This is a genomic window from Variovorax sp. Root473 (assembly GCF_001426505.1).
GTDB lineage: Bacteria > Pseudomonadota > Gammaproteobacteria > Burkholderiales > Burkholderiaceae_C > Variovorax.
On record NZ_LMEV01000014.1, the window covers coordinates 17,553 to 42,727 of the forward strand.

At 70.1% G+C, this 25,175-nt stretch carries 13 protein-coding genes; all 13 read right to left on the reverse strand.

Annotated features, from left to right (window positions below; genetic code table 11):
• Positions 1-29: 29 nt before the first annotated feature.
• A complete protein-coding gene (locus tag ASD34_RS08055) occupies positions 30-548 on the reverse strand; it encodes an RNA polymerase sigma factor (RefSeq protein ID WP_235510005.1) in 519 nt (172 codons plus the stop codon).
• Between the two features lie 2 nt (positions 549-550).
• The gene (locus ASD34_RS08060; RefSeq protein WP_157609660.1) at positions 551-1,285 is read right to left on the reverse strand and encodes a TonB-dependent outer membrane receptor; all 735 of its coding nucleotides are present in this window, start codon (positions 1,283-1,285) and stop codon (positions 551-553) included.
• Between the two features lie 444 nt (positions 1,286-1,729).
• On the reverse strand, positions 1,730-2,116 hold the full coding sequence (locus ASD34_RS27865; protein ID WP_268810572.1) for a class I SAM-dependent methyltransferase: 387 nt from the start codon (positions 2,114-2,116) through the stop codon (positions 1,730-1,732).
• Positions 2,113-2,343: a hypothetical protein gene (locus ASD34_RS27870; protein WP_056575439.1), complete on the reverse strand. Its 231-nt coding sequence runs from the start codon at positions 2,341-2,343 to the stop codon at positions 2,113-2,115. Before ASD34_RS27870 ends, ASD34_RS27865 begins: the two co-directional genes overlap by 4 nt.
• Positions 2,344-2,390: 47 nt before the next feature.
• A complete protein-coding gene (locus ASD34_RS08075) occupies positions 2,391-2,936 on the reverse strand; it encodes a YbjN domain-containing protein (protein WP_200937549.1) in 546 nt (181 codons plus the stop codon).
• A gap of 31 nt (positions 2,937-2,967) precedes the next feature.
• Positions 2,968-3,900, reverse strand: a complete 933-nt coding sequence (locus tag ASD34_RS08080; protein WP_056575442.1) for a peptidylprolyl isomerase — start codon at positions 3,898-3,900, stop codon at positions 2,968-2,970.
• The gene (locus ASD34_RS08085; protein ID WP_200937550.1) at positions 3,897-4,628 is read right to left on the reverse strand and encodes a hypothetical protein; all 732 of its coding nucleotides are present in this window, start codon (positions 4,626-4,628) and stop codon (positions 3,897-3,899) included. The genes ASD34_RS08080 and ASD34_RS08085 overlap by 4 nt, the downstream gene beginning before the upstream one ends.
• Before the next feature lie 10 nt (positions 4,629-4,638).
• Positions 4,639-6,423 carry a putative porin gene (locus ASD34_RS08090; RefSeq protein WP_082548547.1) on the reverse strand — a complete coding sequence of 595 codons (1,785 nt, stop codon included), beginning with the start codon at positions 6,421-6,423 and terminating at the stop codon, positions 4,639-4,641.
• A gap of 56 nt (positions 6,424-6,479) precedes the next feature.
• On the reverse strand, positions 6,480-7,199 hold the full coding sequence (locus ASD34_RS08095) for an energy transducer TonB (protein ID WP_235510006.1): 720 nt from the start codon (positions 7,197-7,199) through the stop codon (positions 6,480-6,482).
• Between the two features lie 10 nt (positions 7,200-7,209).
• On the reverse strand, positions 7,210-7,620 hold the full coding sequence (locus ASD34_RS08100) for an ExbD/TolR family protein (protein ID WP_056575445.1): 411 nt from the start codon (positions 7,618-7,620) through the stop codon (positions 7,210-7,212).
• A gap of 13 nt (positions 7,621-7,633) precedes the next feature.
• Positions 7,634-9,439: a DUF2341 domain-containing protein gene (locus ASD34_RS08105; RefSeq protein ID WP_056575448.1), complete on the reverse strand. Its 1,806-nt coding sequence runs from the start codon at positions 9,437-9,439 to the stop codon at positions 7,634-7,636.
• Positions 9,440-9,502: 63 nt separating this feature from the next.
• On the reverse strand, positions 9,503-11,161 hold the full coding sequence (locus tag ASD34_RS08110; RefSeq protein WP_235510007.1) for a ShlB/FhaC/HecB family hemolysin secretion/activation protein: 1,659 nt from the start codon (positions 11,159-11,161) through the stop codon (positions 9,503-9,505).
• A 248-nt stretch (positions 11,162-11,409) separates the two neighbouring features.
• On the reverse strand, positions 11,410-25,155 hold the full coding sequence (locus ASD34_RS08115; protein ID WP_082548549.1) for a filamentous haemagglutinin family protein: 13,746 nt from the start codon (positions 25,153-25,155) through the stop codon (positions 11,410-11,412).
• Positions 25,156-25,175: the final 20 nt, after the last annotated feature.

A 25,175-nucleotide genomic window follows, 5' to 3' on the forward strand; every position in this document is an offset into this window, starting at 1 on the left:
ACGACGAATGCGCCCGCCGGATCCCGCAACTATTTTTTGTCATCGGACATCCTGGCACTCAGGTAGTCGTGCGCGTTCTTGAGTTCGTATTCGACGGTGCGCAACGAAACGCCGAGGCGCTTGGCCGCCTCGGGTTGCGTGAGCCCCTCCATGTGCACCAGCACGACGACCTCGCGCCGCCGCGCGGGCATGCGGTCCAGGAGTTTGACGACGCCATCCAGCTGCGAGCGCGCCTCGGCGATCCGTTCCGGGCCGGGCGCCGTGTCGGCAAACTCCATCAGCGCATCGATCTCGTCGAGCGGCAGGTTGCGGCTCTGGCGACGCTGGATGTCCAGCGCAATGTTGAAAGCCATGCGCACGAGGTAGCCGCCCGGCCGGCGGATCGGACCGTCTTCGTTCTTGCCCTTGTCGTTCACGCGCAACCAGGTGTCGTGCAGCGCGTCCTCGGCCAGATCCGGATTGCGCAACGCCCGCCCTAGCTGGCGCTTGAGGGCGTCGTAGTGCCTGGACACGTAGTCCATCAGGACGGGGCGCGTGTCTTCGGCCACGGTCAGGATGCGCCGCGGCATCGCGGTCCACTGCGCGAATCCGTTGGCAGGATGAGCAGAGTCAGGGGCTGCGGCAAATCCGGCGGTGGCGCCTGCGCAAGGTGCACGCCTTGAAGCACCTCGAGCATCGCGGCATCCCTGGACGCATCGCCGCTCGGGCCGAGCAGGCGCGGCCGCCGAACCTGGCCCGTGCCGTCCACCTCCAGGCGCAGAAGAGAGCGGTACGTTCCCGGCCGCGTGCGGGCGCTGGCGCACAGTGCTTCCCAGACCTGCGCCTGCACCAGGCTCGGGTAGCCCGCAAGGCTGCCGAGGCCGGCGGCGCGCGGGGTCGTCGCCGGCGTGTCCGCAGGCTTCAACGCGAGCGTGATGCCCGACCCCGTGCGGACCTTCTCGGCAACCAGCCCGGTGCCTTCCAGCAGCAGACCGAGGGCGACATCGGGCGCATACATGCCATGCACGGCGGACGATGTGAGGCCCAGCAGGATCTCGCTGCGAAAGAGAGCGGGCTGTCGGGTCACGGCGGCATAGCGCTTGAGCGCATCGCCCAGCGCAAGCGCCGGGATGTCGAAGTCGAGGGCCTGGTCCGCCGCGCGTGACATGGGGCCCGCCCGGAGCTGGCCATCCCGCGGCAGCGGCATGGATGCGTCAGCCGCCCATGCCGGCCCGGCGAGCCGGAACAGCACGAGCCCGCAGAGCGCCACCACGCGGCATTCGAAGCGGGCAACAGACAGGCGCACGCCGATCAGTCCCGGCGCGCCGCGGCGCCGCGAGCATCGTCACGGCTGCCGTATGGCTGCGCAGGCCATGTGAGGTTGAAAATTCGAGTCGACAAGAAATGCGCGCCATTCTGGAAACATTCATGCTGTCACCGGCATGTGACGGGCTCGTTGCAACGTTAGTGTTCAGTGCCCGACGTTCCCGCGTCATGCAGGCAGGCCGACGGCAGCGAGAGTCAATTGAACATGCCGCGCACCGACCTGAGCGGCCGGGTCACCCGCCTTGAAAGCGATCCGACCAGATGCCGCGCGATCGATTCGGACTGCGCGAGGCGATGCGTGAGCGCAATTCGCCACGGCCAGCGCCCGGGCCTGACGCGGCGCGTGCCCTCGGCATCGCGGCCCAGACATCAGTTGCCGAACGCCAGCCGCGACATCCGTGCCAACCTGCAGCACACCCAGGCCTTACGCGTGATCGAGTTCGAAGTGCGGAAAGTGCGGGGAAATCTCGCCCCAATAGCGCCAGACGCCGAAGCCCCGCGCGCGAACTGCCGTGTCGTAAACCAGCACGATCGCCCGGTCGGAGAGTTTGGGCAACCAGGTCTCGAAGTCATTTCTGACGGCCTCGCAGGTATGCAGGCCATCGATGTGCAGCAGGTCGATCGAGCCATCCGCAAAAGATGCGTTCCGAGTTCGACGAACCATCTCGGCCGGGCCATGGCAGTCAGCCACGCGGCGAATGGCGCATGCCCGATGCAGGCACTGTCTACAAGGCGCTCGGGACGAATGAACATCGCCATGTGGGGCTCGATGCCTGTGAGTGTCATGATGGTTGATTGCTTCAGGGGTCACTCTGTCGCGCCGGCCTCGCTTCTGCTTCGGACCTCGAACGCACGCCGCGCCGCATTGAGTTCCGACATCGAGATGTGCATCTCCGCCATGGTCTGCGCCAGCAGATCGAGCAGCGCCGCGCGCTGCCGCTGGCGTGCGGTCTCGGCGCGCCGCGCGCGCTGCGCCTGCCGTTCCGTGGCATGGATGGCACGGGTCGCCGGCAGGTCGTGGTCGTCGATCGACGGCACGGATCGGAGGGCGGAAGGCATCGCGCTTGGATGCATTCGGTGCACGCTCAGGCGGCCGCGGGCTCGCCCTGCGCGGCCACCGCGCCGGCCTCGGTGTTCGCTGCATCGCCGCGGGTTTCGGCGGCTGGCCCGTAGTTGCGCAGGTGCAGGAAGAACTCGCCCATCATCTGCATCCACAGCCGCATGGCGAACGCCAGGTAGGCAGGACTCACGCCGCCAGCGACGACCACGTCCATCTCGAGCACGACGAAGTCGCCGTGCTGGGCCACGCGGGCGAAGCGCTTGGTGCGGTGCCACGAAGCCAGCACGGCATCGGGCAGCGTGCCGCCCTGCACGCGCAATGGGCAGCTCAACGTGAAGTCGGTGAACTGGGTGGTCGTGACCGGGTTGCCCCACAGCACCTGGAATCCGATGCCATGGCTCGCGCTGTGCAAGCGCACAACGCCGTCCTGTTCGATGGCCGTGACAGCGGCGCCCGCGGTCTTGATGGCGTCCGACACCTGTTCGGGCGTGACGGCGTCCAGCAGGTCGAGGTGCGGCGCTCCGGTGGCGAGCTCGTTGGCTTGGGTGGTTGTTGTCGATGTGTTGTTCATGCGCATGCCCCTGTTGTGGGAAAAGAATGGTTCAGTTCGTCTTCTGGATCGCCGCATCCAGCGCGGCGCTGTCGATGCTCAGCTGGGTCGGTGGCGCCAGTTGCGCCAGGTAGGCCTGCACCAGCTGTTGCTGGCGCTGCTGGCGCAATGCGGCCTGCAGCTGCGGCCGCATCTCGTCGAGCGTGGCGGTGCGCGCGGGCTGCACGTCGATCAGCTTCACGACATGAAAACCCGCCTCCGCCTGCATCGGCTCACTGACCTGGCCCGGCTTCAGCCGGGCCACCGTGTCGCGCAGTTCGGGGAGCATGCGCGCCAGCGGCAAGGTCGCGACCTCGCCGCCACGCTCGGCCGTGGCCTTGTCCTGCGAATTGGCGCGCGCCACGGCTGCGAAGTCGCCCGCGCGGGCCTGGCGGGCCAGCCTGCTCGCCTCCTCGCGCACCTTGGCGATGGCGGCTGCATCGCGCCCGGGCGTGGCCAGGAAGATCTGCGCCACCCGATAGCCGGCGGGCAGATTGAAATTGGCCTTGCCCTGCTCATACGCGGCATTGAGTTCCGCGTCCGACGGAAAATCCGGCGGCACCTGGCTCACCGATTCGAGATAGCTGGCAGAAACGATGCGCGCACCGACCTCGCGCACTGCCGCATCGACCTTCGCCTTCACCTCGGCCCGCTCGGCCCAGCCCTTGCTGCGGGCATCGCGCAACAGTGCTTCGCTCAGCAGCCGCTGGCGCAGCCAGCCGTCGAGGCTCGCGCGGTCGGCCTTCACTGCGGCGCGTTCCGCGTCGGGCAACGCCCGCAGCAATTTCTCGACCTCGTCCTGCCCGATCGAGATCTCGCCCATCCGGGCCACGACGGCATTGCCGGCGGCGAGTGCCTGCGCTGCGGCCATGGCAGCCGACGAAGCCAGCAGCACGCCCGCAAGGGCAATCGCGGGCGACGGCAAGGGGTACTTCATGCGTTTCATTGCTTCTCTCCTTGTGCGGGAGCGGCCGGGGCCGCGGTGGCAGGCGCCGGCGCATTCACCGCGCGCACGTCGAACTTTCCCTCGTACAGCTTGTCGCCATACTGCTGAGCGATCTGCTCGAACTTGACGCGGCTCTGCGCGGCAAAAGGCTGGCGCGATGCCAGCACGCTGCCCAGGTCCACCGTCTCGTAGGCGCGCAGGACCTCCTGCCCCACGGCATAGAGCTGCGCGTTCTTGGCTTCGCATTGCGTGAGCGCGGTGCGCTGCGTCGTCGCCTCGGCCGCGAGCCGCTGGCGCTCGGCTTCGGAGGCACGCGCCAGCTTGAGCAGATCGTCGTAGGCGCCACGGTACTGCGCGACCTGCGCGCCGGCCTTCTCGGCCGCGGCCTGCGCCTGCTGGCGCAGCTGCTCGCTGCCCGCACTCGCCTGCCCACGCGCATGCCGCTCGGCGGCGAGTTGCTGCTGGCTCTGCGCGAGTTCCTTCTTCAGCGCCTCGAGTTCGGACTTGCCGGCCGGCGCAGCGGCCGCAGGGCCCGCGGCGCCATTGGGCTGCTGCCCGGCCTTGAGCGCGGCCAGCTCGTTCTGCGCCTGCTGCAGCTGCGAGGTCGTCACGCGCAACTGCGCGCGCAGTCGCTCTTCCATGCTCTGGCCCTGCTGCTGCGCGTGCGTCACGCCGGCCGTGGCGGCCAGCGCTGCCAGCACCAGCGCCGGGATGATTTTTGAAGGCACGGCAAGCTCCTTAGAAACGCGCATTGAATTCGAGCTGCAGGGTGTCGATCGACAGCGGCGGGCCGTAGACCTCCTTGGCGGAGATCCAGCGACCGGTGAACCACATGTTCTTGTCGATCGCGTACGAACCGCCCAGGAAGTAGCCGCGCGCATTGGTGCCGCCGCCGTGGAAGGTCGAGTCGTTGTAGCCGTCAGGCATCGCGTCGGGCTCGATCCGCTTGTAGCCCGCGAGCACGTTCCAGTCGCCACGCGCCGCCGGTGCCGGCTTCCCGTAAGTGGCCTGGATCTGGTAGGCATTGCCGCCACTCTTGAAATCGGACTGGCTGGTGCCGCCGCCGGGTCCGAAGTTGTTGACGATGGCGCCGCGCGTGCCGGCGCGGCTCCAGATGTCCTTGGCGTCGTACGCGGTGTTCTTCACGAAGTTGGCGTCCAGGCGCAGGTTGTTGCCTGCCACCGCGGTGTCCCAGCGCAGGTTCAGGTCGATCAGGCGGAACCTGGAGGCCAGGCCCACGTACTGCGGCTGCGGCGTGCCGGCCGGATTGAGCGGGTCCAGCGAGATGTCGCGCAGCAGCATGAGCGTGTTGCCCTTCTGCATGAAGGCCGGACGCGACCAGTCGGTGCTGCAGCCGTCGGCGCCGGCATAGAGCGCGCAGGGCTGCGAGACCTGGCCGGAGATGTTGCGGAAGTTGTAGTACGCGAGCGCGCCGCGCACGCGGTTGTCGTCGTTGATCTTCCAGTCGGCACCGATCTGCGCGCCGAAGAGCCACTTGTTCTCGCTCTTCATCTTGTCCTGGCTGCGGCTGGGCGAATTGTCGGACGAGTACTCCAGCGGAATCAGGCCCAGCGTGCCGAACAGCGACAGGTCCTTGTTGCCCAGCTTCTTGTCGAACTGGGCAGCGATGCCGTCGAAGTTCAGGTCGTTGGAAAAAAGCACGTCGCTCGACATGAAGGGATTGCCGAAGCGGCCGCCCGTCACGGTGAGCCAGTCGACCGGCTTGTGCGATATCCACATCTGGTCGAGCCACACGCTCTTCTTGCTCAGGCCCCCGCCCAGCGTCTGGGTGGTCGACACCGGGCTCTCGTCGCTGCCCGACGCCAGGCGCACGCCGGCCTTGGTGTTCTCGGAGAGGTCGGCGAACACGCCCAGCCGGGCGCGCGCGCGGAACAGGTTGCGCCGGTCCTTCTGCGTGTTGAGGATCGAGGGCAGGGAGAGGTTGGTATTGGGATTGACGTCGTAGCCGCTGCCCTTGTTGAGCTCGGACCAGTTGACTTCGATGTTGCTGTTGTTGCTCGCGTAGCCACGCGATTCGTTGCGCACGCGCACATCGCCTTCCACGCGGATGCGCTTGCTCCACTCGGGCGTTTCGTTGGGCGCGGCCCAGCCTTCGTCCTTGGCCTGGGCCATGACCTGCGCCTTGACCTCGTCGCGGATCTGCTCGCGCACGGTCTGCGAGATGTAGGGCACACGCACATCGCCCGCTTCCAGGCGCAATCCGCCGGCCGTGGCAGCCGATGCCGCGGTCGCCGAAGCCGCCATGCGCTGCGTCTGCTGCGCCGCGAGCGCCTCGGTCTGGGCCTGGGCCAGCAGGGCCTCGCCCACGTCCTTGGCCAGCGTGCCGCTCTGGATCAGGCCCCGGATCAGCTTGACCATGGCAGTCTCGGCAGGCGCCGCGCCTGACTGGGCCGCGGCGCCCGTGGCCGCGAAGACGAATGCGGAGGCCACGGCCGCCGCGAGCGCGCATTTGCGCAGGGTCGGCAAGGCGCCCCGACTCGGAATGTTTTGAAGATGGTTCATCGCTTCGTTCACAAGATTGAATGGGACAGACAGGGCTGGGGGCACGGTCGCGGTCGTCATGGCCGGCGCCCCTTCATGGACACGCGCATCGGAAAACGCAGCGAGGCGGGCGGCTTCTCGTCGATGCGGTCGAGCCCGCGCACCATGGCGAGCACCGCTTCGTCGATGTCGCTCGTGCCGGTGCCGCGCACCAGTTGCGCACGCGTGGTCTTGCCGTCGGGGCCGAGCCACAGGTCGACCTGGATGTCGTCGAACACCAGTTGGCGCGTGCGCGGGTCGCGCGACAGCGCCTGCTGCAACATGCTCGAGACGTACCGTGCATACGAACCGCTGCCCAGGCCGCCGCCGGCACCGGTGCCGCTCATGCCGCCGCCGCTGCCGGCCTGGATGCCGAAGGCGTCGTTGCCGGCCTGCGCGGCGCTGTCCATGGTCACCGGGTCGCCCAGGTCCTTGGACGGGCTGGGCGGCGTGTCGTCCTTCGGCGGCTCCAGCGGTTCGACCGGCTTGGGCTCTTTCTCGACCACTTCGGGCTTGACCTTTTCGGGCTCGGGTTCCGGCGGTTTCTCGGGTTCGGGCGGCGGCGGGGGTGGCGGCGGAAGCATCAGCATCGGCGCATCGGCCACCACGCGCTTCGTGCTCGCGGTGTCGGCGAGCAGATGCCAGACCAGGACCACCAGCGCGGCGAAGATCGCCACGCCGATGGCCACACCGCCCCAGCGGCGCCACAGCCCGCCCGCGCGCTGCGTGGGCGCAGAAGTCGGATCGCGAGGTTTCACGCTCCGCCCCTCACTTCTGCTTGCCGGTCACGAGGCCGATCTGGTTCAGCTCGATGCGGCGCAGCAGATCCAGAACGTCGATCACCTTCGCGTACTGCACGCTGGAGTCGCCGCGCACGATCACGGGAAAGTCCGGCGACAGCGCCTTCTCGGTACGCAGGCGCTCCTCCAGCTCCGGCAGCGTGACCGGGTAGGCATCGAGGAACACGTTGCCCGCGTTGTCGATGGTGATGGCCTTGGTCTTGGGCTTTTCCAGCGCCACCGAGGCGCTGGCCTTGGGCAGGTCGACCTTGATGCCGGGGATGCTGGCGTTGCTGGTGAGGATGAAGATCACCAGCACCACCAGCAGCACGTCCACGAAGGGCGTGATGTTGATGCCGCCGGTGCGCCTGCGCGCCGTGAACTTGGCTGGGGTTGCCATGGCGGTTCGCTCCTCAGGCCCGGGCCGACGGCAGCGAGCGGCCTTCGCCCTGTTCTTCGGCCAGGCGCGTGACGAACTCATCGACGAACACGGCCATGTCGGCCGTGATGGCGTCCGAGCGCGAGGCGAGCCAGTTGTAGCCGAACAGCGCGGGAATCGCGACGCCCAGGCCGGCGGCGGTACACAGCAGCGCGGCCGCCATGCCCGGGGCCACCGAGTTGATGTCCACCGCGCCGGCCATGGCCGCCACGACGAACACCAGCATGATCCCGATCACCGTGCCGAACAGGCCCACGTAAGGCGCGCCTTCGATGGTGGTCGAGAGCCAGTTCATGCGCTTGGACATGCGCTCGATCTCGCGCACCATCACGCCGTCCATGGCCGCGCGGATGGCACCGATGGTGGCAGCCGACACGGCGCTCAGGTCATAGCCGCGGTCATGGCGGCGGCGCATCTCGCCGATGGCCACTTCATAGAGGCGCCAGAGCGACGAATCGGCACGCACGTCTTGCGGCACCGTGTTGCTCGTGGCCAGGCGGTCCAGCGGTGCACCGGCGGCTTCGCGGAAATGCTCGATGAAGGCTTCGTTGGCGCGCGAGGTGGCGCCGTAGTGACGGCCCTTCGCAATCATGATGGCCCACGAGACGACCATCATCAGGCCCAGCAGGCCCACCACGATCCACGCGTCCAGCGGCATCGCGGCCAGGATGAAGCCGAAGTGGCTCTTGCCGGCCTGCTGCTCGTCGGCACCGAACACCGTGAGGCGCGACTCCGCGCCCTGCGAGACGGCATCGGCCAGCAGCAGCGCATCGGCGCGCGCCACCTTGGACAGGCGCACTTCGTCGATGGCGCCGGTGAACGGTGCGAAGGCTGCGGCAGGCTGTGCGCCCGGTGCGGCCGATGCGCCGGGTGTGGCGGCCGGCGCATCGGCGCCGAGCGCCGCCGCCGTGTTCAACGCCGGCAGCTTGCCCGCCAGCGACACCGTGGGACGTCCGCCCACGTACAGCGCCACGCTCTCACCCTCGGCCTTCACCGCCAGGTGCGACCACTGGCCGGCCTGGATCGGCTGGCCGGGCGTGGTGCGCTGGCCGTTGACCTGCACGAAGGGCACGCCCTGGTCGATGCCGATTACCAGTTCGCCGGCACCGTCGCGGCGCGCATAGATCGCCTGGCGCGCGCCGAGCTGGTCGGGCTTGACCCAGGCGGAGAAGGTCAGCGTGCCGCCGGCCTGCACGGCGAGCGATGGCGTGGCCGGCAACATCAGCGGGCCGGTTCCGAGCTGGGCGCCCTTGCCGATGACGGTGCCTTCGACCGGCACCGCCGGCGTCTGGCCGTTGTTGCCGTAGGCTGTGGTGTCGCGCGGGGGCACCGCGCCTTCGGCGAAGTGATAGACCAGCGTGTAGTCGGGATCGAAGCTGCGCTGGCCGTTGCCGGACGCGGGCGCCTTCGGGTTGCCGTAGTACATCCACAGCTTCTGCGGCGTGCCCGCCGACACGTTGGGCACGTCGACCCAGATCAGCGCCATGCCCAGCAGCGGATCGAACTGCTCGATCTGGTGGTTCAGCACGGTCTTGTCGTCGGCCGCGACGAAGCGCAGATCGGCGCCGGTCTCGCTCACGCCTTCGAACTTGAAGTTTCCCGTGTGAAGGCGCACCAGCACCGGCACGCGCCCGGCATCGCTGCCGATGGCACCGGCCTGCGGGCCGCCGTCGACGGTGACGGGCTTGCGGTAGGACCACTCGGTTTGCCACCAGGCGTGGGCCATGCCGGGCAAGAGCGTGCTCAGCAGCGTGAGCACGATGAAAAGAATTCGTCGCATGACAGGTCTCCGGAAAACTCGTAGAGAGAGAAAAAAGAAATGAAAAAGGGGATGCCTTGCGAATCAGTAATTCGCGGTGAGACTGAAATTCACCCGCGGGTCGTGCTTCTTCGTGCGCGGACCGTCGATGAGCGGATAGCCGATGTCGACGCGGCCCGCGAGGTACTGGCCGACCTTGAAGGTGGTGCCCACACCCACCGAATACAGAGAGAAGCGGTCGTCCTGTTCGGGCAGCGGGCTCTTCAGCCGCAGCCGCGCGGCGTCGGCGAAGGCATAGACGCGCCAGTTCTCCACCGTGCTGCCCAGGAATGTCAGGGGCTGGCTGCGCAGCTCGACCGAGCCGACGACGCCGTAATCGCCGGTGGCCTCGGCCGAGAGATAGCCACGCACCGAGTTCATGCCGCCGCCTGCGATCTGCTCGCTGGAAACCAGCGGCGAATCGGTCATCTGCCCATTGAAGCGGAAGGACAGCTGCGAGCCGCCGTCGAAGGTGTGCGTGCCGTTGAGGTCGGTCTTCAGCACCATGAAACTGGGCGAGGACTTGTAGCGCTTGTAGTCGAACTCGGTCTCGTTGCTGCCGTACTTGAAGGAGCTGCTGGTGCCCACCACCAGCGATATGCCTACGCCGTACTGGCCCTTGTCCGACTGGCGAAAGCCCGTGTACGACAGCGTGATCGGCGCGTACTTCAGCGGCACGATGTCGCCGCTGCCCTTGAGCGTCAGCGCTTCCTTGTTGTTCTTGAAGTCGATGCCCACGCTGAACGCGTGCCACCAGTCGCCGGCATTCGGCACGGTGTAGGTCGCCTTCAGGCCGATCGAGTGGCCCTTGCCCAGCACGTCGGTGCCGCCCACGGTGGCCACGTTGCTGTCGGACACGAAGGCGTTGGCCTCCACGCTCCAGCTGGAGCCCGGAATCGGCGCGGCGTACGAAGCGGAGATCACCTTGGTCTGACTCAGGTCCTGCGGCGCACCGAAGAAGCTGATGGAGGCGCTGTGGCCCAGTTGCCAGAGGTTGTCGTGCCCCAGCGAGGCGCTGGCGCGCAGCTTGCGTGTGTCGGCGCTGTAGTCGTTGTTCAGGCCGACGCTCGCGCGCCACGGACTCTGGTCCTCGACCTTGAGGTCCACGTCCATGGTGCCCGGCATGCTGCCCTGGCGCACCAGCGGCATCACCTGGCGCTTGGGGCCGCGGTTGAGCGCGCTGAGCTGGGTCTGCGCCTTGTTGAAATCGGGCACGACGCCTTCCTTGAGCGCCGGCACCTGGTCGCGCACGTCCAGCGGCGAGTTGTACTCGGCGCCCACCACGCGCACACGGCCCACGCGGGTCTCGTTGACATGCAGGAACACGACGCCCTGCGTCACCTGCTGTTCGGGCAGGTCGACATAGACCGACTGGTAGCCCGCCGCCTGGTAGGCCGCGAGCAATGCGTCGCGCGCAGCCTCCACGTCCTTGAGCGTGCGCTCGGGGCCGAGAAAGGGCGTGACGGCCTTCTCGATTGCACGCGCATCGAGCACGGTGTTGCCGCGCACGATGTACTCGGCAATGTCGACCTTGCGGGCGGGCTCGGCCGGTGGCGCCGGTGCGGAGGCACCCGCGGGCACAGCGGGTGCAGCGGACGGGGCCGCGGGCGTCGGCGCCTGCGCGATGGCCGCTCCCTGCGCGGCCATCGCCATCGTTGCCAGCCACACCGCTCTCCAGCGGGTCGGTGGGCCGTTCTTCTTCATGTCATGCATTTGCAGCTCGGTTCTCAAAGATGAAGCTCGCGTGGCAGCGAGTTCATGATGGAGAGCCTTCATGTCGCTGCTGCGTACGGATATCTAGACGTGCAGCGCGCGCGGCGACTGTCGTTTGTCATGAAAACTTCATCAAGAAATCGGGCGGCGGCCCTGTTCGGCCGGTTTTGCGCACATAAGAAGAAGGGCCTCCGCGCGGGAGGCCCTTCTTCTTTCGGATGCCGTGCGAGGTCAGCCGTTCATTGCTTCAGGCCGCGCTGCTCGCGCGGCGTCAGCGACTGCATCTGCGCTGTGGTGAGCGCGCCGGCACCCAGCACCTGCACCACGCCCTTGGGGTCGTAGGCCGCGCCACTGTGCTCGCGCCGCATGCCGCTGTCGCTGCTGCCCGCATCGCCCGCGCCTTCGTTGCCAAAGCCGAGCACGCGCACCGTGAACACCGACGGCAGCGCCTGACGCTGCGCCGCGCGGTCGCGCTGCACCGCGTCCTGCGCCGCGGTGGCCGCCTGCGATGCCGCGGCGCTGGCGTTGGTGAGCGCGCCGACGTTCACCGCCGCGATCACCGGAATGCCCACCGACTGACCCTTCACCTGGATGTTTTCCGCGTTCACCACGCGCAGCGCCGCCAGGTTCACGTTGCCCGACACGCGGATGCCGGCCTCGCCTGCGTCGATGGTGCCCAGCGGTGCGATCAGGTCGATGTCGCCTGGCGGCACTTCGGGCAGCGGGTTGAGCGTGGCGATGCCCGCGCCGGTGTTGGGCGTGGTCGGCGACAGGCTTACCAGGCCCACGTCGTCGTAGGCGCGCCGCTGCGGCGTGTACACCACGGTCGACTTGGAGCCCCGGCCCGCGTTGATGTCGCCTTGCGCCGACCAGGCCAGGATGTTGCCGCCGAAGGTGGTGAAGATGCGGCTCTGGCCCAGGAGGATGCTGCCGTTCGAGAAGATCTCGATCTCGCCCGCGCCCTGCGTGAGCACGCCCGAGCCTTCGCCGGGCACGAAGCCGCCGTCCACGCCGACCAGCGTGCGACCACCCGGCACCATGAGGCGGATGTCGCCGCCGAAGTCAGTGTGGATGCCTGCGTCCTGCACCTCGTAATGCGGCACGTCGTAGCCCGGGCTGCCGATGGCGATCCACTCAGCCTTGGTCAGGTACTTCACGCCGGGCTTGGGCCGCGTCGTCGGGATTCCGTTGACGACGGTCTCGTAGTACAGCGCGCTGCTGAACATGGTCAGGTCGCCCTGGCGCTCGATCGCCTTGCCCTGCGCGTCGTGCGTGGGGAACAGCGTGGCGATGGCTTCGCGCCCGCGCAGATAGCTGCCCTCTCGCGGGCCGCCCGCGGCGTTGTACTCGCGGCCCGCGGCCTTGAGCTCGGCGTAATACACCGGACGCAGGAAGGCGCGCTGCTGCTCGGCCGGCAGCGCAGCGAAGAAGGCGCGCGCATCCGTGGACGCGGCGTCGAAGCGCAGGCCCAGGCCGTTGCGCTTGCCGTCGCCGAAGCGCGCTTCCAGCCAGTTGACCAGGTGCAGCTGGCTGGTCAGCCCGTACTCGCGCTGCAGGTCGCGGTTCGGCGCTCCGCCGCTGGCACCGCTCGCCGACTGCTGGTAAGCACTGTCGATCTCGGCCTGCTTGCTGGCGAGGTAGGCCGACGCGCCGGCCTCGTCGCCGCCGTAGCCGAATTGCGCCTGCAGCCAGCGCGCCAGCGTGAGCCGGTCGCTGTACACCATCACGGCCTTGCCGGGCTGATCGGCCAACGGCTGACCGGCGGCGGCGAGGTTGGCCGGATCGAGGTAGCGGGCGGCAAAGGCCGAGAAGTCGGGCCCGTTGCGCCCCACGCCCGCGGCCACCGCGATGCCCGCGCCGCTGCTGCGATCGCCCGGCGCGAGGTTCACGACCGCGCCGATGCTCTTGAGCTCGCCCTTGTCGGCCATGTACACGTCGCGCCCCGCGGTCACTTCGAGCAGGCCCGGGCCTGCCACGTAGAAGCTGCTGTAGCGCACGTCGCGCCCGGCGGACACCACGGACACGTCGTCGGGGTTGTTGTGCACGATCAGGTTGCCGCGCGCGCTGCCGGCCTCCATCGCGATGGGCTTGAGCGGCGCGCTCGCATCGGCGCGGTTGACCTGCGTGGTCCACCCGAGCGCTTCGACGGGCGCCATCTCGTACTCGCCCAGGCCGGTGCCCGAATTGACGATGTCGCGTCCCGCGCGCAGCGCCACCGGCCCGCCGCCTTCGTACCAGGTGGGCAGTGCGCCGGGAATGCCGCCGTTGCTGCCCGCGCCGCGGTACACGATGGAGCCGGTGCGCACGCCGATCACGTCGCCCTCCACCGCATAGAAACGCGCCGGCTGCTGCCCCGGCACGCTGTCGCCCGAAGCGGTCGGCGCCTGGAGGCTGAACAGCGGATAGCGCTGGTAGCCCTCGCCGGGCAGGAAGGTATCGAGGAAGACGCTGGGTGCCAGCGCCTCGGGGCTCACATTGCTCAGCTTGCGCGGGCCGAACCAGGTGCGCTCCAGGCTGCCGCTGAAGCCCGGGTTGAACGGGGTCGGCAAGCCCGTCGGATCGGCGCCCGACTGCGTGAAGCTGTAGCCGCCGGCGTAGATCGAATCGCCCGCCATCAGCTCCAGCTGGCCCGCGCCCGCATGGGTGAACTGCGGCCCCACGGGCGATGGTGCCAGCATGACGCCGACGGGCGACTGCACGGCCTTGTTGCTGCCGTCGACGGCACCGGTGACCGAGTTGCCGTAGTAGAGGCTGCCGCTGGCCGCGACCGCGCGGAACATCGAAGGCACCATGTAGCGCCCGTCGGTGGCCTGGCCGTCGCCGCGCATGCGCTCGCCGACGATGGCGGTCGACGGCGCGAGATTGCCGCCGGCACTGAACAGGTCGATGCCGCTGGCCGGCGTCCATAGCGAGAACCAGCTGAAGCCCTCGCCCGGGCGCTGCACGCCCTCGCCCACGAAGGGCGTGCCGTTGTTGAACTGCGCCACGCGGCCGGCATCGGCCACGCTGCCCAGCACCAGGTCGCCGCGCGAATCGATGCGCACCGCCGCATCGCCCGGCACCAGCAACGGCCCGCCGCCGGCGATGGACGAAGTGGCCGTGTAGACCTGGTATGCGCGCGACTCCTCGGGGTCTGCGCGGTCGAAGCGCAGCTCGATGCCGCCGACCGAGCCGGCCTGCATGCGCAGTGCGCCGCGCAGGTTGACGAAGGTGCTGTTGAGGTCGGGGCGGCCGCCCTGGTAGATGGTTTGCGGCGTGGGATCGTTGGTGATCGGAAACGAGCGCAGTTCGGCCACCGGGTTGAGCCCGCCACCGATGCGCACGTCCAGGTCGCCGCCACCCGTGAGGGTGAGTTGCCGGCCGTCCGCCGACACCCGGCCCGTGCTGCCCACCACCAGGTTGAGGCCGGTGCTGCGTGAGACGAAGCTGCCGCCCAGGTCCATGCGCCGGGTCAACATGCCGGCGTTGCCGCCGGCCTCCAGCACGAGGTTGCCGCCGCCGAGCGTGCCGATGCCGGTGAAGCCGGTCATGAACGGCACGGTGCCGAACAGGTTGTAGGCGGTGCTCGGGCCCGGCAGGTAGCTGCCGAAGTTGATCCACCAGGCCGTGGGCACGCCCTCGCTGCCGGCCACCGCGCTGCCGGTGCCCTGGCGCCACAGCCAGTTGCCCACGTCGTTGCTCGCGGGCATCGAGCGGATGCGCCCGATGGCGTCGTCGCGGATCTGGGTCGGCTTGCCGATCAGGTCGCCGCGGATGTCGCCCTGCGCACGCACCAGCACGTTGCCGCCGTGCTCCGGGTACCACGCGCGGTACAGGCTCTGCGCCCCGCCGTCGACGAAGGGTTCGTAGGCCGTGCCGTCGGCGCCGAGCACGGTGCCGTCGATGCGGGAGCGCGGCAGGTTGTAGGCCGCGGCCACGCCCCGGGCCTGCGTGCCCGCGGTGTACACGCCGTAGGGCGAGTTCATGGTGAAGTCGCCGCCCGAGAGCAGGTCGAGGTCGCCGGTGCCGGTGCGCAGCACGCTGAAGAGCTGCTGCGTGGCCGGCAGGGGCACGGTCTTGGGCAGCGCGCCGAGCGGTGCCCAGGTCACCAGGTTGCCCAGCCCCATGTCGTTGATGGCCCACACCGCCTCTTCGCCGCCCCATTCGTCGAGGTTGATGAGCGTGCCGGGCGCTGCGCCGATCTGATTCAGCGAGTCGCCCATCCAGTAGTACTGGCCCGCGACACCCGGCATCGGCGCCTGCAGCGCCAGGCCGCTGCCCATGCCGTAGTGCGTGTCGGCCATCAGCAGCTGGCCCTGGAAGCTGCCTGCGCTGCGCGGGCGCAGCGCGCGAGTGTCGGCCGCCTGCGTGTCGGCACCGGCCGCCAGGCGCATCGACCACGACTGCGAGCCTTCGGCCAGCATCGGCGCGAGCGCCAGGTTGCGGCCCTGGTTGCCATCGGCGTCGGCCGGGCGCAGGTTGACGAAATCCACGTCGCCGGGCAGCTTGACCAGCGTTTCGGCGGGCACCACGGCGCCCTTGGCCAGCCTGAGCGAGCCGGCCAGGATCACGCCATTGGCAGGAAGGTCGGGCAAGCCGTCGCCGTTGTAGTCGGGGCTGGGCGTGTCGTTGACGGCGCCGGCCGGAAACGGCAGCGGCACGCCGGCCGGCCAGGTCATGGCCGCGACGCGGGCATCGCCCGGCAGGCGGTTGCCGGCGTCCAGCCTCATGCCGCTGCGCAGCGTGACGGCCTGCGCCAGCACGGTGCCCGCCGCGTGCAGCAGGTTGCCCGCCGCATCGCGCACCGCGCCGCCGAGCACGGTGCCCGCGGGCAGCACGAAGTCTTCGGAGAGCGTGGCGGTGGCTGCCAGCACGGTGCCTGCACGCAGGCTCATGGCCTGCATCGGCAGGGCGTAGTTGAGCGTGCGGCCCGACTGGAAGAAGGTGCCCTCGGCCAACTCGGCCATGCCGCCGCGCGGCACGACCACGTCGCCGCCCCACGGCACGCGGCCCTTGATGAGCACCCAGCCGGTGTCGCTCGGCGTGGGCTGCAGCACCGAGGTATCGAAACCGTCGGTGATGCTGCCGTACACGTTCAGGTTGCCGCCCGCGCGCAGCACCAGCGCGCCAGCCTCCCCGGAGCCGTAGGTGCCGGTCTGCGGCGTGCGCGGATTGACGCTCGCATAGCGGTGGCCCGACAGGTCGATGTCGCCATCGACGTGCAGGTCGCCGTCGGGCGTGGCGCTGACCACGGCCACACCGGGCCGCAGGTGGAAGGCATCGCCGTAGGCGCGCAGGCCCGCGAGCCGGTTGTTCATGAGGCCGCCGTTTTCCAGCACGTTGCCCATGAAGGCGACGCTGTCGGCATGCTTGGCGTCGAGGTAGGCCTGGTTCACCACCTGGTAAGGGCGGCCATCGGCCGCGGCGTCGGTGCCGTAGGCGGCGTCCTTGTAGGTCCAGAAGCCGTTGACGGTGACGGCACGCGCGCCGTCGATCTGCACCTTGCCGCCCGCGTCGATGGCAATGTCGTCGCCGCGCGCGCCGCCGATGCGTTGCGCGCTCAGCTCCACCGTGCCCAGCGATTGCGCCATGCCTTCGGTGCCTGCCCGCACATCCATGCGCGCGCCGTTCTCCAGCACGAGGCGGCCGCTGCCCGCGTCGATCTCGATGACGGCGCGGTTGGGCGCCTCGATCGGCTGGCCATAGCTGTCCGCGCGCAGCACGCGGCTGTGCGCGTCGAGCACGGCCGTGCCGCCGATGGTCACGCCGTCGCGCGCGGCCAGACGGATGCTGCCCGCCTGCTCGCCGCTGGCGTCGACCGTGCCGTTGACGGCCAGCCGGCCGCCGTCGACCGACACGCTGATCTCGCGCGCCTTGAGTTCGTCGCCCACCGCAAGGTCGCCCTGCTTGAGCTGGAAGCTGCGGCTGCCGAAGACGCCGCCGTCGGTGAAGCGGCGGTTCAGGCCCGCGAAGTCTTCGATGTGCTGGCCGCGGATGTCGGCGCCGCCGGCCGCGAACGGCACCCATGTGCCGCCCGCGTCGTAGCCGCCGCTGCTCGCGCCCGCGATGGCGCCGTTCAGCGCGACCGTGCCCGCGCCTTCGCCCAGCGCCAGCACCGTGAGCTTGCCGGCGCGGTTCTGCTCGGCCGAGATGTCGATGCGGGAGCCCGCCGACTGGCGCACGTCGCCGCTGCGGCTCTCCAGGATCACATCGCCGCCCCAGCTGTACTTGGGCACATCGAAGAAATCGATGCGACGCCCGGCCAGGTCCAGTTGTGCGCCGTCGTCCAGCCGCAGGTCGCGTCCGGCCGAGGCCGTGAGCTTGCCGCTGGGCAGTGCGATGCGGCTGGCCAGCGTGAGGTTGCCGCCCGCGTCCAGGCCGAGCTCGGCGCCGAGCGCATCGGCCAGTGCCTGGCCCGAGAGTGCGGGCGACCCGCCGCCGGCCGGCGGGGCGAGCACGATGTCGCCGCCCGACTTGATCCGGTTGACCGAGCCGGCCTGCCCGGTGAGCAGCGGCGTCTGGATGCGCAGGTTGCCGCCGGTGAAGGCGTAGCCCTTCAGCGTGTCGTCCCACGCGCCCTGCGACTGGTAGACCGAGAGCGAGCCCGTATGGTTGGCCGTGATGCGCTCGCTGGCGTTGAGCACCACCTCGCCGAAGCCGAGCACCAGCCGGTCGGTACCGTGCACGGTGTCGGGACGGCTGTTGGGGCCGTAGCCGAACTCGATCTGGTTGGCGTCGATCTGCAGCCTTCCGCTGCCGCTGCCCGCCCCGCCCGCGGCCACCAGCCCCGGTGCGTTGGCGGCGCCGTTCCACACCAGGATGCCGGTGTGGATGCGCGCCAGCGCCCCCGCACCGCCCGCGCCGTAGATGGCCGGCGTGCCGAGCACCAGCCGCTCGAGCGACGAGCGCCCGGTGGCGGGGTCGATGGTCGAGAGCTCGACCGAATCGTGAAAGTTGATGGCGTCGCGCGCGGTCAGCACCAGGTTCTCGAGCGCGGGCGCGCCGCTGGAGGTGTCGCCGCGCAACAGGCGGTCCAGGATGCCCTGGTTCAGCGTGAGCCCCGGGGCCAAGGCGTTGCGGGCAGCCGCGCCGGCCAGTGCGGCCTCGCTGCCGACGTTGATGCCGCCCACCGACAGCACGAGGTTGCGTGTGCCGTAGCGCGATGCGTCGCGCAGCTCGAAGCTCTGGTCGGTCGAGGCCGCGATGGTGCCCTCGGAGTAGAGCTGCGTGATGCCGTGGCACAGCGAGCCGCTCGCGCAGCCGCCGATGTCGATGCGCCCGGGGCCTGCATCGGGCGAATTGCTGAAGCCCGGCGCCAGCAGGTCGAGCCGGCCGTTGGACACCGCCAGCACGCTGGAGATGCCCGGTGCGTAGACGAAGCCGTCGCGCGAGTCCCAGGCCGCGCGGCCGCGGCCCAGCGTGTTGATGCCCGCGCCCTGCTCGACCACGATGCCGCCGGCCTTGGTGTTGGTGACCAGGAAGACCTCGCCGGCACGCAGCACCGCGCCTTCGCGCAGCACGATGTCGGCGGCGCCGGTCAGGAATTCCGCGATGTTGGCGCGCTGGGAGGTGCCGGTGTGGTCCACGTAGCTCACGGCCGGCAGCCCGCCGATGCCCAGGCGCGGCGCGCCGATCGCGTTGAGCGCGCCGGCGTGGACCGAGACGCCCTTGAAATCCGGCGTGGGCGCGGCGCCGTCGGCCAGCACTTCGTAGCGATTGGCGTAGCCGCCGACCAGCAGCGCGCTGCCGCCGAAGCCGCCCTCGCCCGGGGTGTAGTCGACCCGGCCGGCAAAGCGCAGCGCGGGGGCGTCGCTGATCGCTCCGAGCCTCTCGGGCAGGGCGAGATCGAAGCGCAGCGACTTGGCATCGCGCTCCAGCAGCGCGCGCGGCACGCCGGTGCGCTGGGCCTGTGCGATCGCGAAGTCGGCGTAGGCGGTCTCGTTGTACTGGGAGTAGCTGCGCAGCGTGTCGGCCGGCGTCACGAACACCTGCGTGGGCAGCGCGTCGCGGATGGCGGTGTTGGCGGTGCCCAGCTGCGCTGCCGCGGCGTAGGAGCCGTTGCGCATGGGCGCGGTCACGCCCGACGGCGGCAGGTTCGGCGCCAGGCCGTTGAGCTCGACGCGGAATGCACCGGGCATCAGCGCGAAGGTCGAAGGCAGCAGCGTGTAGGTGCCGGCGGGCAGGCCGGGCACGCCCGCGGCGATGGTGATCTGGCGGCCCAGCGCGGGGTCGCCCGCGCCGTGCTCGTTGACCAGCGGCGCATAGCCGGGCTGCGCGCCGGGCACGATGGCATACACCGGGTTGGTGGCCAGCCCCGGCAGCGTGAAGGTGCCGCGCGCGGTGGTCTGCACCAGCGGATTCATGCGCGCGTCGGTCGAGCCGCCGCGCCCGCCGAGGAAAGCGGTGCCCGTGAGCTCGCCGCCGCCGCGCAGGTCGATCACGGCGCCTTCGCGCACGTTTACCGCGTGCGCGGCCAGCGTGACCGAGGGGTCATTGCCCACGCCCTTCCACGCCACGTCCTTGCCGTCGTGCATGTAGCTCAGGCCGTCGAGCGTGCCGCCATAGGGCATCGCGAGGCCGTTGGCGCTGACCGAGGTGACGCTGCCGGGCAGCAGGTTGACCTCGCCGGTGAGCGAAGCCGCCGCGGTCGCCCCCAGCGTGATGTCGCCCAGCGGCGCGCGCACCACGCCGCCCTGGTTCACGGTGGCCGCGGCGAACCTCAGGCTGCCGAACACCGAATAGGGCTGCGCGGGCAGCGGGGCCGAGGGATCGATGCGCTCGATGGTCAGGCTGCGCGACGGATCGAACTCGCGCACCAGCGTGCCGTACTGATCGACCCCACCGCGCTCGCCCACGAAGAAGCTGCCGCTGTCGTTCATTGCGGGGTAGATCTGCGAAGCTGCCAGCGTCAGGTTGCCGGGCGTGTAGAAGGTGGCCGCCTGCGACAGGCGAAGGTCGCCGCCGCTTCGCATCGCGATCTGATCGAAGGCCTTGCGCTCGACCACCAGCGGCTCGGCCACGTTCTGGATGATGGTGCCGCGCGCGCCGGTGTTGACCACCCCGACGATGTCGATCAACTGCGCATCGAGCGACAGGCGCGAGCCCTCGGCCACCAGCGGGATGCCGAGCGCGCCGCCGCCGGTGCCGCCGTTCTTCGAGCCGCGCACCGGGTTCGGCATGATGTAGTTGTCGGCCTGCGTGCGTGTGCTGCCGGCCAGGCGGATGTAGGGCGCCGCCAGGTTGACCTGCGAGCCGGGCGCGGCGTTGGCGGCCAGGTCGATGGCGCTGGCGGTCAGGCGCAGGCTCTGGCCCAGGCGCAGGTCGATGCTGCCGTCGAAGCTCACCAGGCCGTTGGCCATCAGCGAGAGGTTGTCGAAGCCGCCGCCGGCGATGCGGTCCACGCCGATGCGCGCGTGCCCGTAGGTCAGTGCGGCCTCGCGCTCGCCGGCCTTCAGGCCGGCCGAAAGACCGCTGTCGCCTTGCGACTGCGCCAGCACCAGTTCACGCGGCACGCGCACCGCATCGTCCACGTTGATGCCCTTCAGGTCCAGGCTGCCGACCACGCCGTAGTTGGGCGTCTCCAGGCTCAGCGCCAGCGTGCCGCCGGCCGCACCCGCGCCGCCAGCGGCTGCGCGCAGGCTGCCGTCGAGGAACATGCCCCGGTACGAAGCCAGTGCGATCAGGCCGCCGTCGCTGGCCACCTCCACCGTGCCGCGGCCCGGCAGGTCCAGGTTCGCCGAAGCGCCCGAGGCGTCGAGCCGCGCGCCGGGGCGCAGCACCACGAAGGCATCGGCCGCGTCGACCTGGCGTGCGTCGACGCTGTAGGCCGCGCCGATCTCGATGCGACCGCCCTTGCCCACCCGGCCGTACACATGGCCCTTCGAATCGACCGCGGTCTCGGCGCGGCCGGCGACATCGAGCACCGCGCCGTCACCGATCCAGATGGAGGTGGCGTTGGCCGCGCCGGACGGCCGGTTCGCGTCGTTGCCGGTGCCGAAGGCGCCCGGCAGCACGCCGATGCGCCCACCCCACGCGTTGAGTGTGCCGTCGATGGTGATCTGGCCGTTGCCGGTGAGCGTGAGCGTGCGGCCCGGATCGACCGAGATCGCGGCGCCCTGCCCCACCACCAGCGGCGCCTGGCTGTAGATCGAGCCCGCATTCAGCGCCAGGTCGGCGCCGGCGCGCTGCGTGAGCACGCCCTTCAGCGGGTCTTCCTGCCACAGCGGCGGCAGCCAGCGCTGCAGCACCACCGACGGATCGGCGCCGGTGGCCGTAGCGCGGGCCGCGGCCACATCGGCGCGCAGCACGGGCATGGCCACGTCGATCCGCGCGCCGCCGGCCACCTGCACGCCCTGCTGGGCGCTCACGCTGTAGCGCGAGAAGCCGCTGCGGAACAGGCTGTCATCGAGCACCAGCAGCGGCTTGACCGCCACGTCGGCCGCCAGCCGGTTGCCGGCCATCAGCAGCGCGCCTTCGGCCAGCGCCACGTCGCGCGCGAACGGCGTGCCCGCGGCCACCGTGGCGGTGTAGTCGGGCACGGGCATGCCGTTGGGGAACGCGGCCGCGGGCACGACGTAGCCCGGCGCCATCTTGCCGCTGATGTTGACCAGCTCGGTGCCCGCCGGCACCACGGTGCCGCTGCCGTAGATGCTGCCGGTCTTGCTGTGGACGTACACGTACTCCCAGGCCACGGTCGCGGCCGGCACCACCCAGTCGGCGGGCAGCGTGTAGCTTCGCGTGGCCGTGAAAACCGGCATGATCTTCATCGCCTCGCCCGGCGCGACGGTGTTCGCGACGTAGCTGAAGTCCTGCGGCAGCACGGTGCCAGCGGGAATGGTGAAGGCCTGCGCCAGCGTCAGGTGCACCGGCACCGCTTCGCCCGCCGACAGCCGGCCCGGGTTCAGGAGCACGCCGCCGCCAATGGCCACGCCGATGCCTGTGTCGACGGTCAGCGTGCCGCCGCCCTTGACGCCATGGCCACGCAACTCGCCCTCGAGCAGCAGCGCGCCGGCGCCACGGCCGTTGGCGTCGTACTGGTTCGACTTGAGCGTGATGTCTCCGCCGCGCCCGCCCTGCAGCGAAGCGTCGGCCATCATGGCCGCGCCCGACGAGGTGTCGATCGCCGAGCCGGCGTGCAGCCGCACGTCGCCGGTGCTGCTGATGAAGACATTGCCGCCGTTCATGTACGGCAGGGCGCCGATGTCGGAGGGGTTGTTGCGCAGGTTGGTCCAGAGGCCGCGCGTGTCGAGCGTGACGCCTGCAGCCACGTCCACGCCCGGCGTGTAGCCCTCGGGCGGCGCGACGACGACCGGCTCTTCGATGAAATCGGTGTTGCTGCCGGACTTCAGCCGGCCCACCATGTTGCCCAGCGCGATGCTGCCGCCGCGCGCGCCAAGATTGGCCTTGACGTCGACCTGCGTCGCATGCAGCGCGATGCTGCCGCCGTTGCCCACGGCCACCTCGGCATCCACCGAGATGCCGCCCGTGGCATAGGCCTTGAAGCCGCCGAGCTGCAAGCCGTTGAGCCAGCCGGCGTCGATCTTCATCTTGCCGTTCAGCTCCTCCGGCAACGCGTCTTCCAGCCGCAGGCCTTCGGCGATGCCCTGCACCGCGCCGATGTCGATGCGCTCGGCCGCGGCCTGTGCGCTATCGCGCAGCATGCCGGTGGCGGTGTCGAACACCGGGCGCAGTTGGCCGATGACGAGTTGCCCGGCGCGCGGCGCCGCCGTTTGCGATTGACGGTAGCCGTCGAGCGCGGCGTCGGGCGCATTGCGCTGGCGCTCGCCCTGGAACACGGTCGCCTCCACGCCGCCTTCGAGCACCGCCGACGTCGTGCCCACGATCACGCGGCCCGCGTCGCGGCCCACGGTGTAGCCGTTCTCCAGCCGCTCGCGCGCGCCGATCAGCGGGTTGTAGAAGAACTCGGTGGTGCTCTGGCCCCAGCGCTCGTGCGGGCTCTCGAAGCCGCGGTAGACGCCGCTGTAGAGCATGTCGCCCGGCGCACTCGACAGGTTGTAGAGCCGGCCGTCCTTGCCGGTGAGCCAGCTCTGCTTGATCATGCCGGTCTGCACATCGAGCGAGCCGCCCGACACATTGATGGCCGAACCGGCGCGCGTCACCAGTTCGCCGCCGCCGAAGGCGACGGTGCCGCCCGAGGCCGTCCATTCGCCGATGCCGTGGCCGCCGGTATTCAGGTAGCCGCTCACCTCCAGCAGGCCGCCGCCGGTGTACCAGCGTTCGGTGGCATAGCCGTTGGTGCCCGCGGGCACGCGCACCAGGTAGCGGCGGTCGATCCAGACGTTGGCGTTGTTCAGGTTCTTGCTGTCGCGGTTGCCCGGTGCGTCGCGCTGCTCGTTGCCCTGGACGTTCACTTCGATGTTGTTCGACGCCATGGCCACGCGCACGCCCACCGCACCCGCGACGTCGATGGCCGCGCGCTCGGCCAGATGAACGCGGCGCGTCGCATTCACGTTGACCTGGCCGCCGGTGGCCAGCGTCATCGAGTCGGACTGGAACTCCACGTTGCCGGTGGACGCGATCTGCACCAGCGAGAGGTCGCGCCGGTTGTACGCGCCGTCGGAGAGGGTGGCCGATTCCTTGATTTGCGCATCGCGCTGCACGTCCAGCGCGGTGGCCTTGCTGTCGTCCAACAATACGGCGCTGATGCTGCCGGGTGCGAGCGTGACGCGCGCATCGGCCTCGCCCGCATGGCCCGCGGCGTTCAGGTGCAGCGTGCCCCGCGTGGTGACGCTGGTGCTGGACAGCAGCACGCCCGACTGCTCGACCGTGCGGCCGGTCAGCGTGATGTCGCCGGTCAGTGCCTGGATCAGCCCCGAGTTGGAAACGCTGCCGGCGGTGCTGTCCTTGTTGCGCGCGGGCGTGACCTCGTTGCCGCGCGTGCTCGACTGCTGGTTGCTGTCGGTGCCCAGGCCCTTGCGGATCACAAAGCTGTCGCCGGCAGCGAGCGTGGTCTGCCCGCCCGGCGTGACGATGGTGCCGCGGTTGTGCGCCTCGCGCCCGGCCAGCAGCACGTAGCCCCCGCCCTCGGTCACGGTCTGCGGCTGGTGCGTGGAAATGCGCGCGCCGCGCTCCACGATCACGTCGCCCGTGGCGTTGCCGCTGGCCACGGCGGTGGCACTCGCGCTCAGGTCGTTGGCCAGCGTCGGCACGAAACCGGTGCCCAGGGCCTCGCTGTAGATGCCGCGCTTGAACTGCGCATCGGTCATGCCCACGGCGGAAGCCAGCAGGTTGCGCGTATCCACCTGGCTGCTCCCGCTGAACACGATGCCGTTGCGGTTCACCACCATCACCGTGCCGTCGGCCTGGATGCGGCCCTGGATCTGCGAGGGGCGCGCGAGCGGATCGTTCACGCGGTTGAGCACCGCCCAGCCGGGCTGCTGCGCGAATTTCAGCGTGGTGTTGCGCCCGATGTTGAAGGTCTCCCAGTTCAGGATCGCGCGCTCGCCGGTCTGCGTGACGCTCACCTGCGTGCGGCCGCCTTCTTGCGTCTGCACCGGCGCGTTGGCGTTGGCCCAGCCGGCCGAGAGGCTGGCGGTGTCCACGCGCAAGCCGCCCTCGACGAGGCCGTCGGGCACGTCCGCGCCGGTCGCAAGCGCTGCGCGCCGTGCGGCTTCCTGCGCGGCCTGCTGCGCCGCGATGCCGCGCGCGGCGAGGTTCAGGTTGCCGATCGAGCGCTGCAGTTGCTCGCTTGCGCGCTGCTGCTGTGCCTGCGGGCTGGTGAGGGCCGAGGCCGGCATGCCGTTGGGCAACCGGCCGGTGGCGGCGGCGGCGTTCTGCGCCATGTTCTTCTGCGCCATCCACGCGCTGCTGAACGCTCTTTGCGCATGCGCGCCCTGCGCCGTCGCGGCGGCGGCCAGCATCGCCACGATGGCATGCACCAGCGGCGTGAGCCGGGCCTTCGGAAAGAAGGAAGAAGAGTTCGTGTTGCGCCGGGCCACCGTGCTGCTGCTGCGTTGCATGCGGACTTCCATGGGTTCGTGTTTCATTGCTCGAGTCGATGCCGCGG

Coding starts and splice junctions, on each gene's coding strand:
- ASD34_RS08080 (WP_056575442.1), bottom strand. CDS start 3,900: ATGAAACGCATGAAGTACCCCTTGCCGTCGCCCGCGATTGCCCTTGCG.
- ASD34_RS08100 (WP_056575445.1), bottom strand. CDS start 7,620: ATGGCAACCCCAGCCAAGTTCACGGCGCGCAGGCGCACCGGCGGCATC.
- ASD34_RS08110 (WP_235510007.1), bottom strand. CDS start 11,161: ATGAAGAAGAACGGCCCACCGACCCGCTGGAGAGCGGTGTGGCTGGCA.
- ASD34_RS08105 (WP_056575448.1), bottom strand. CDS start 9,439: ATGCGACGAATTCTTTTCATCGTGCTCACGCTGCTGAGCACGCTCTTG.
- ASD34_RS08115 (WP_082548549.1), bottom strand. CDS start 25,155: ATGAAACACGAACCCATGGAAGTCCGCATGCAACGCAGCAGCAGCACG.
- ASD34_RS08090 (WP_082548547.1), bottom strand. CDS start 6,423: ATGAACCATCTTCAAAACATTCCGAGTCGGGGCGCCTTGCCGACCCTG.
- ASD34_RS08075 (WP_200937549.1), bottom strand. CDS start 2,936: ATGAACAACACATCGACAACAACCACCCAAGCCAACGAGCTCGCCACC.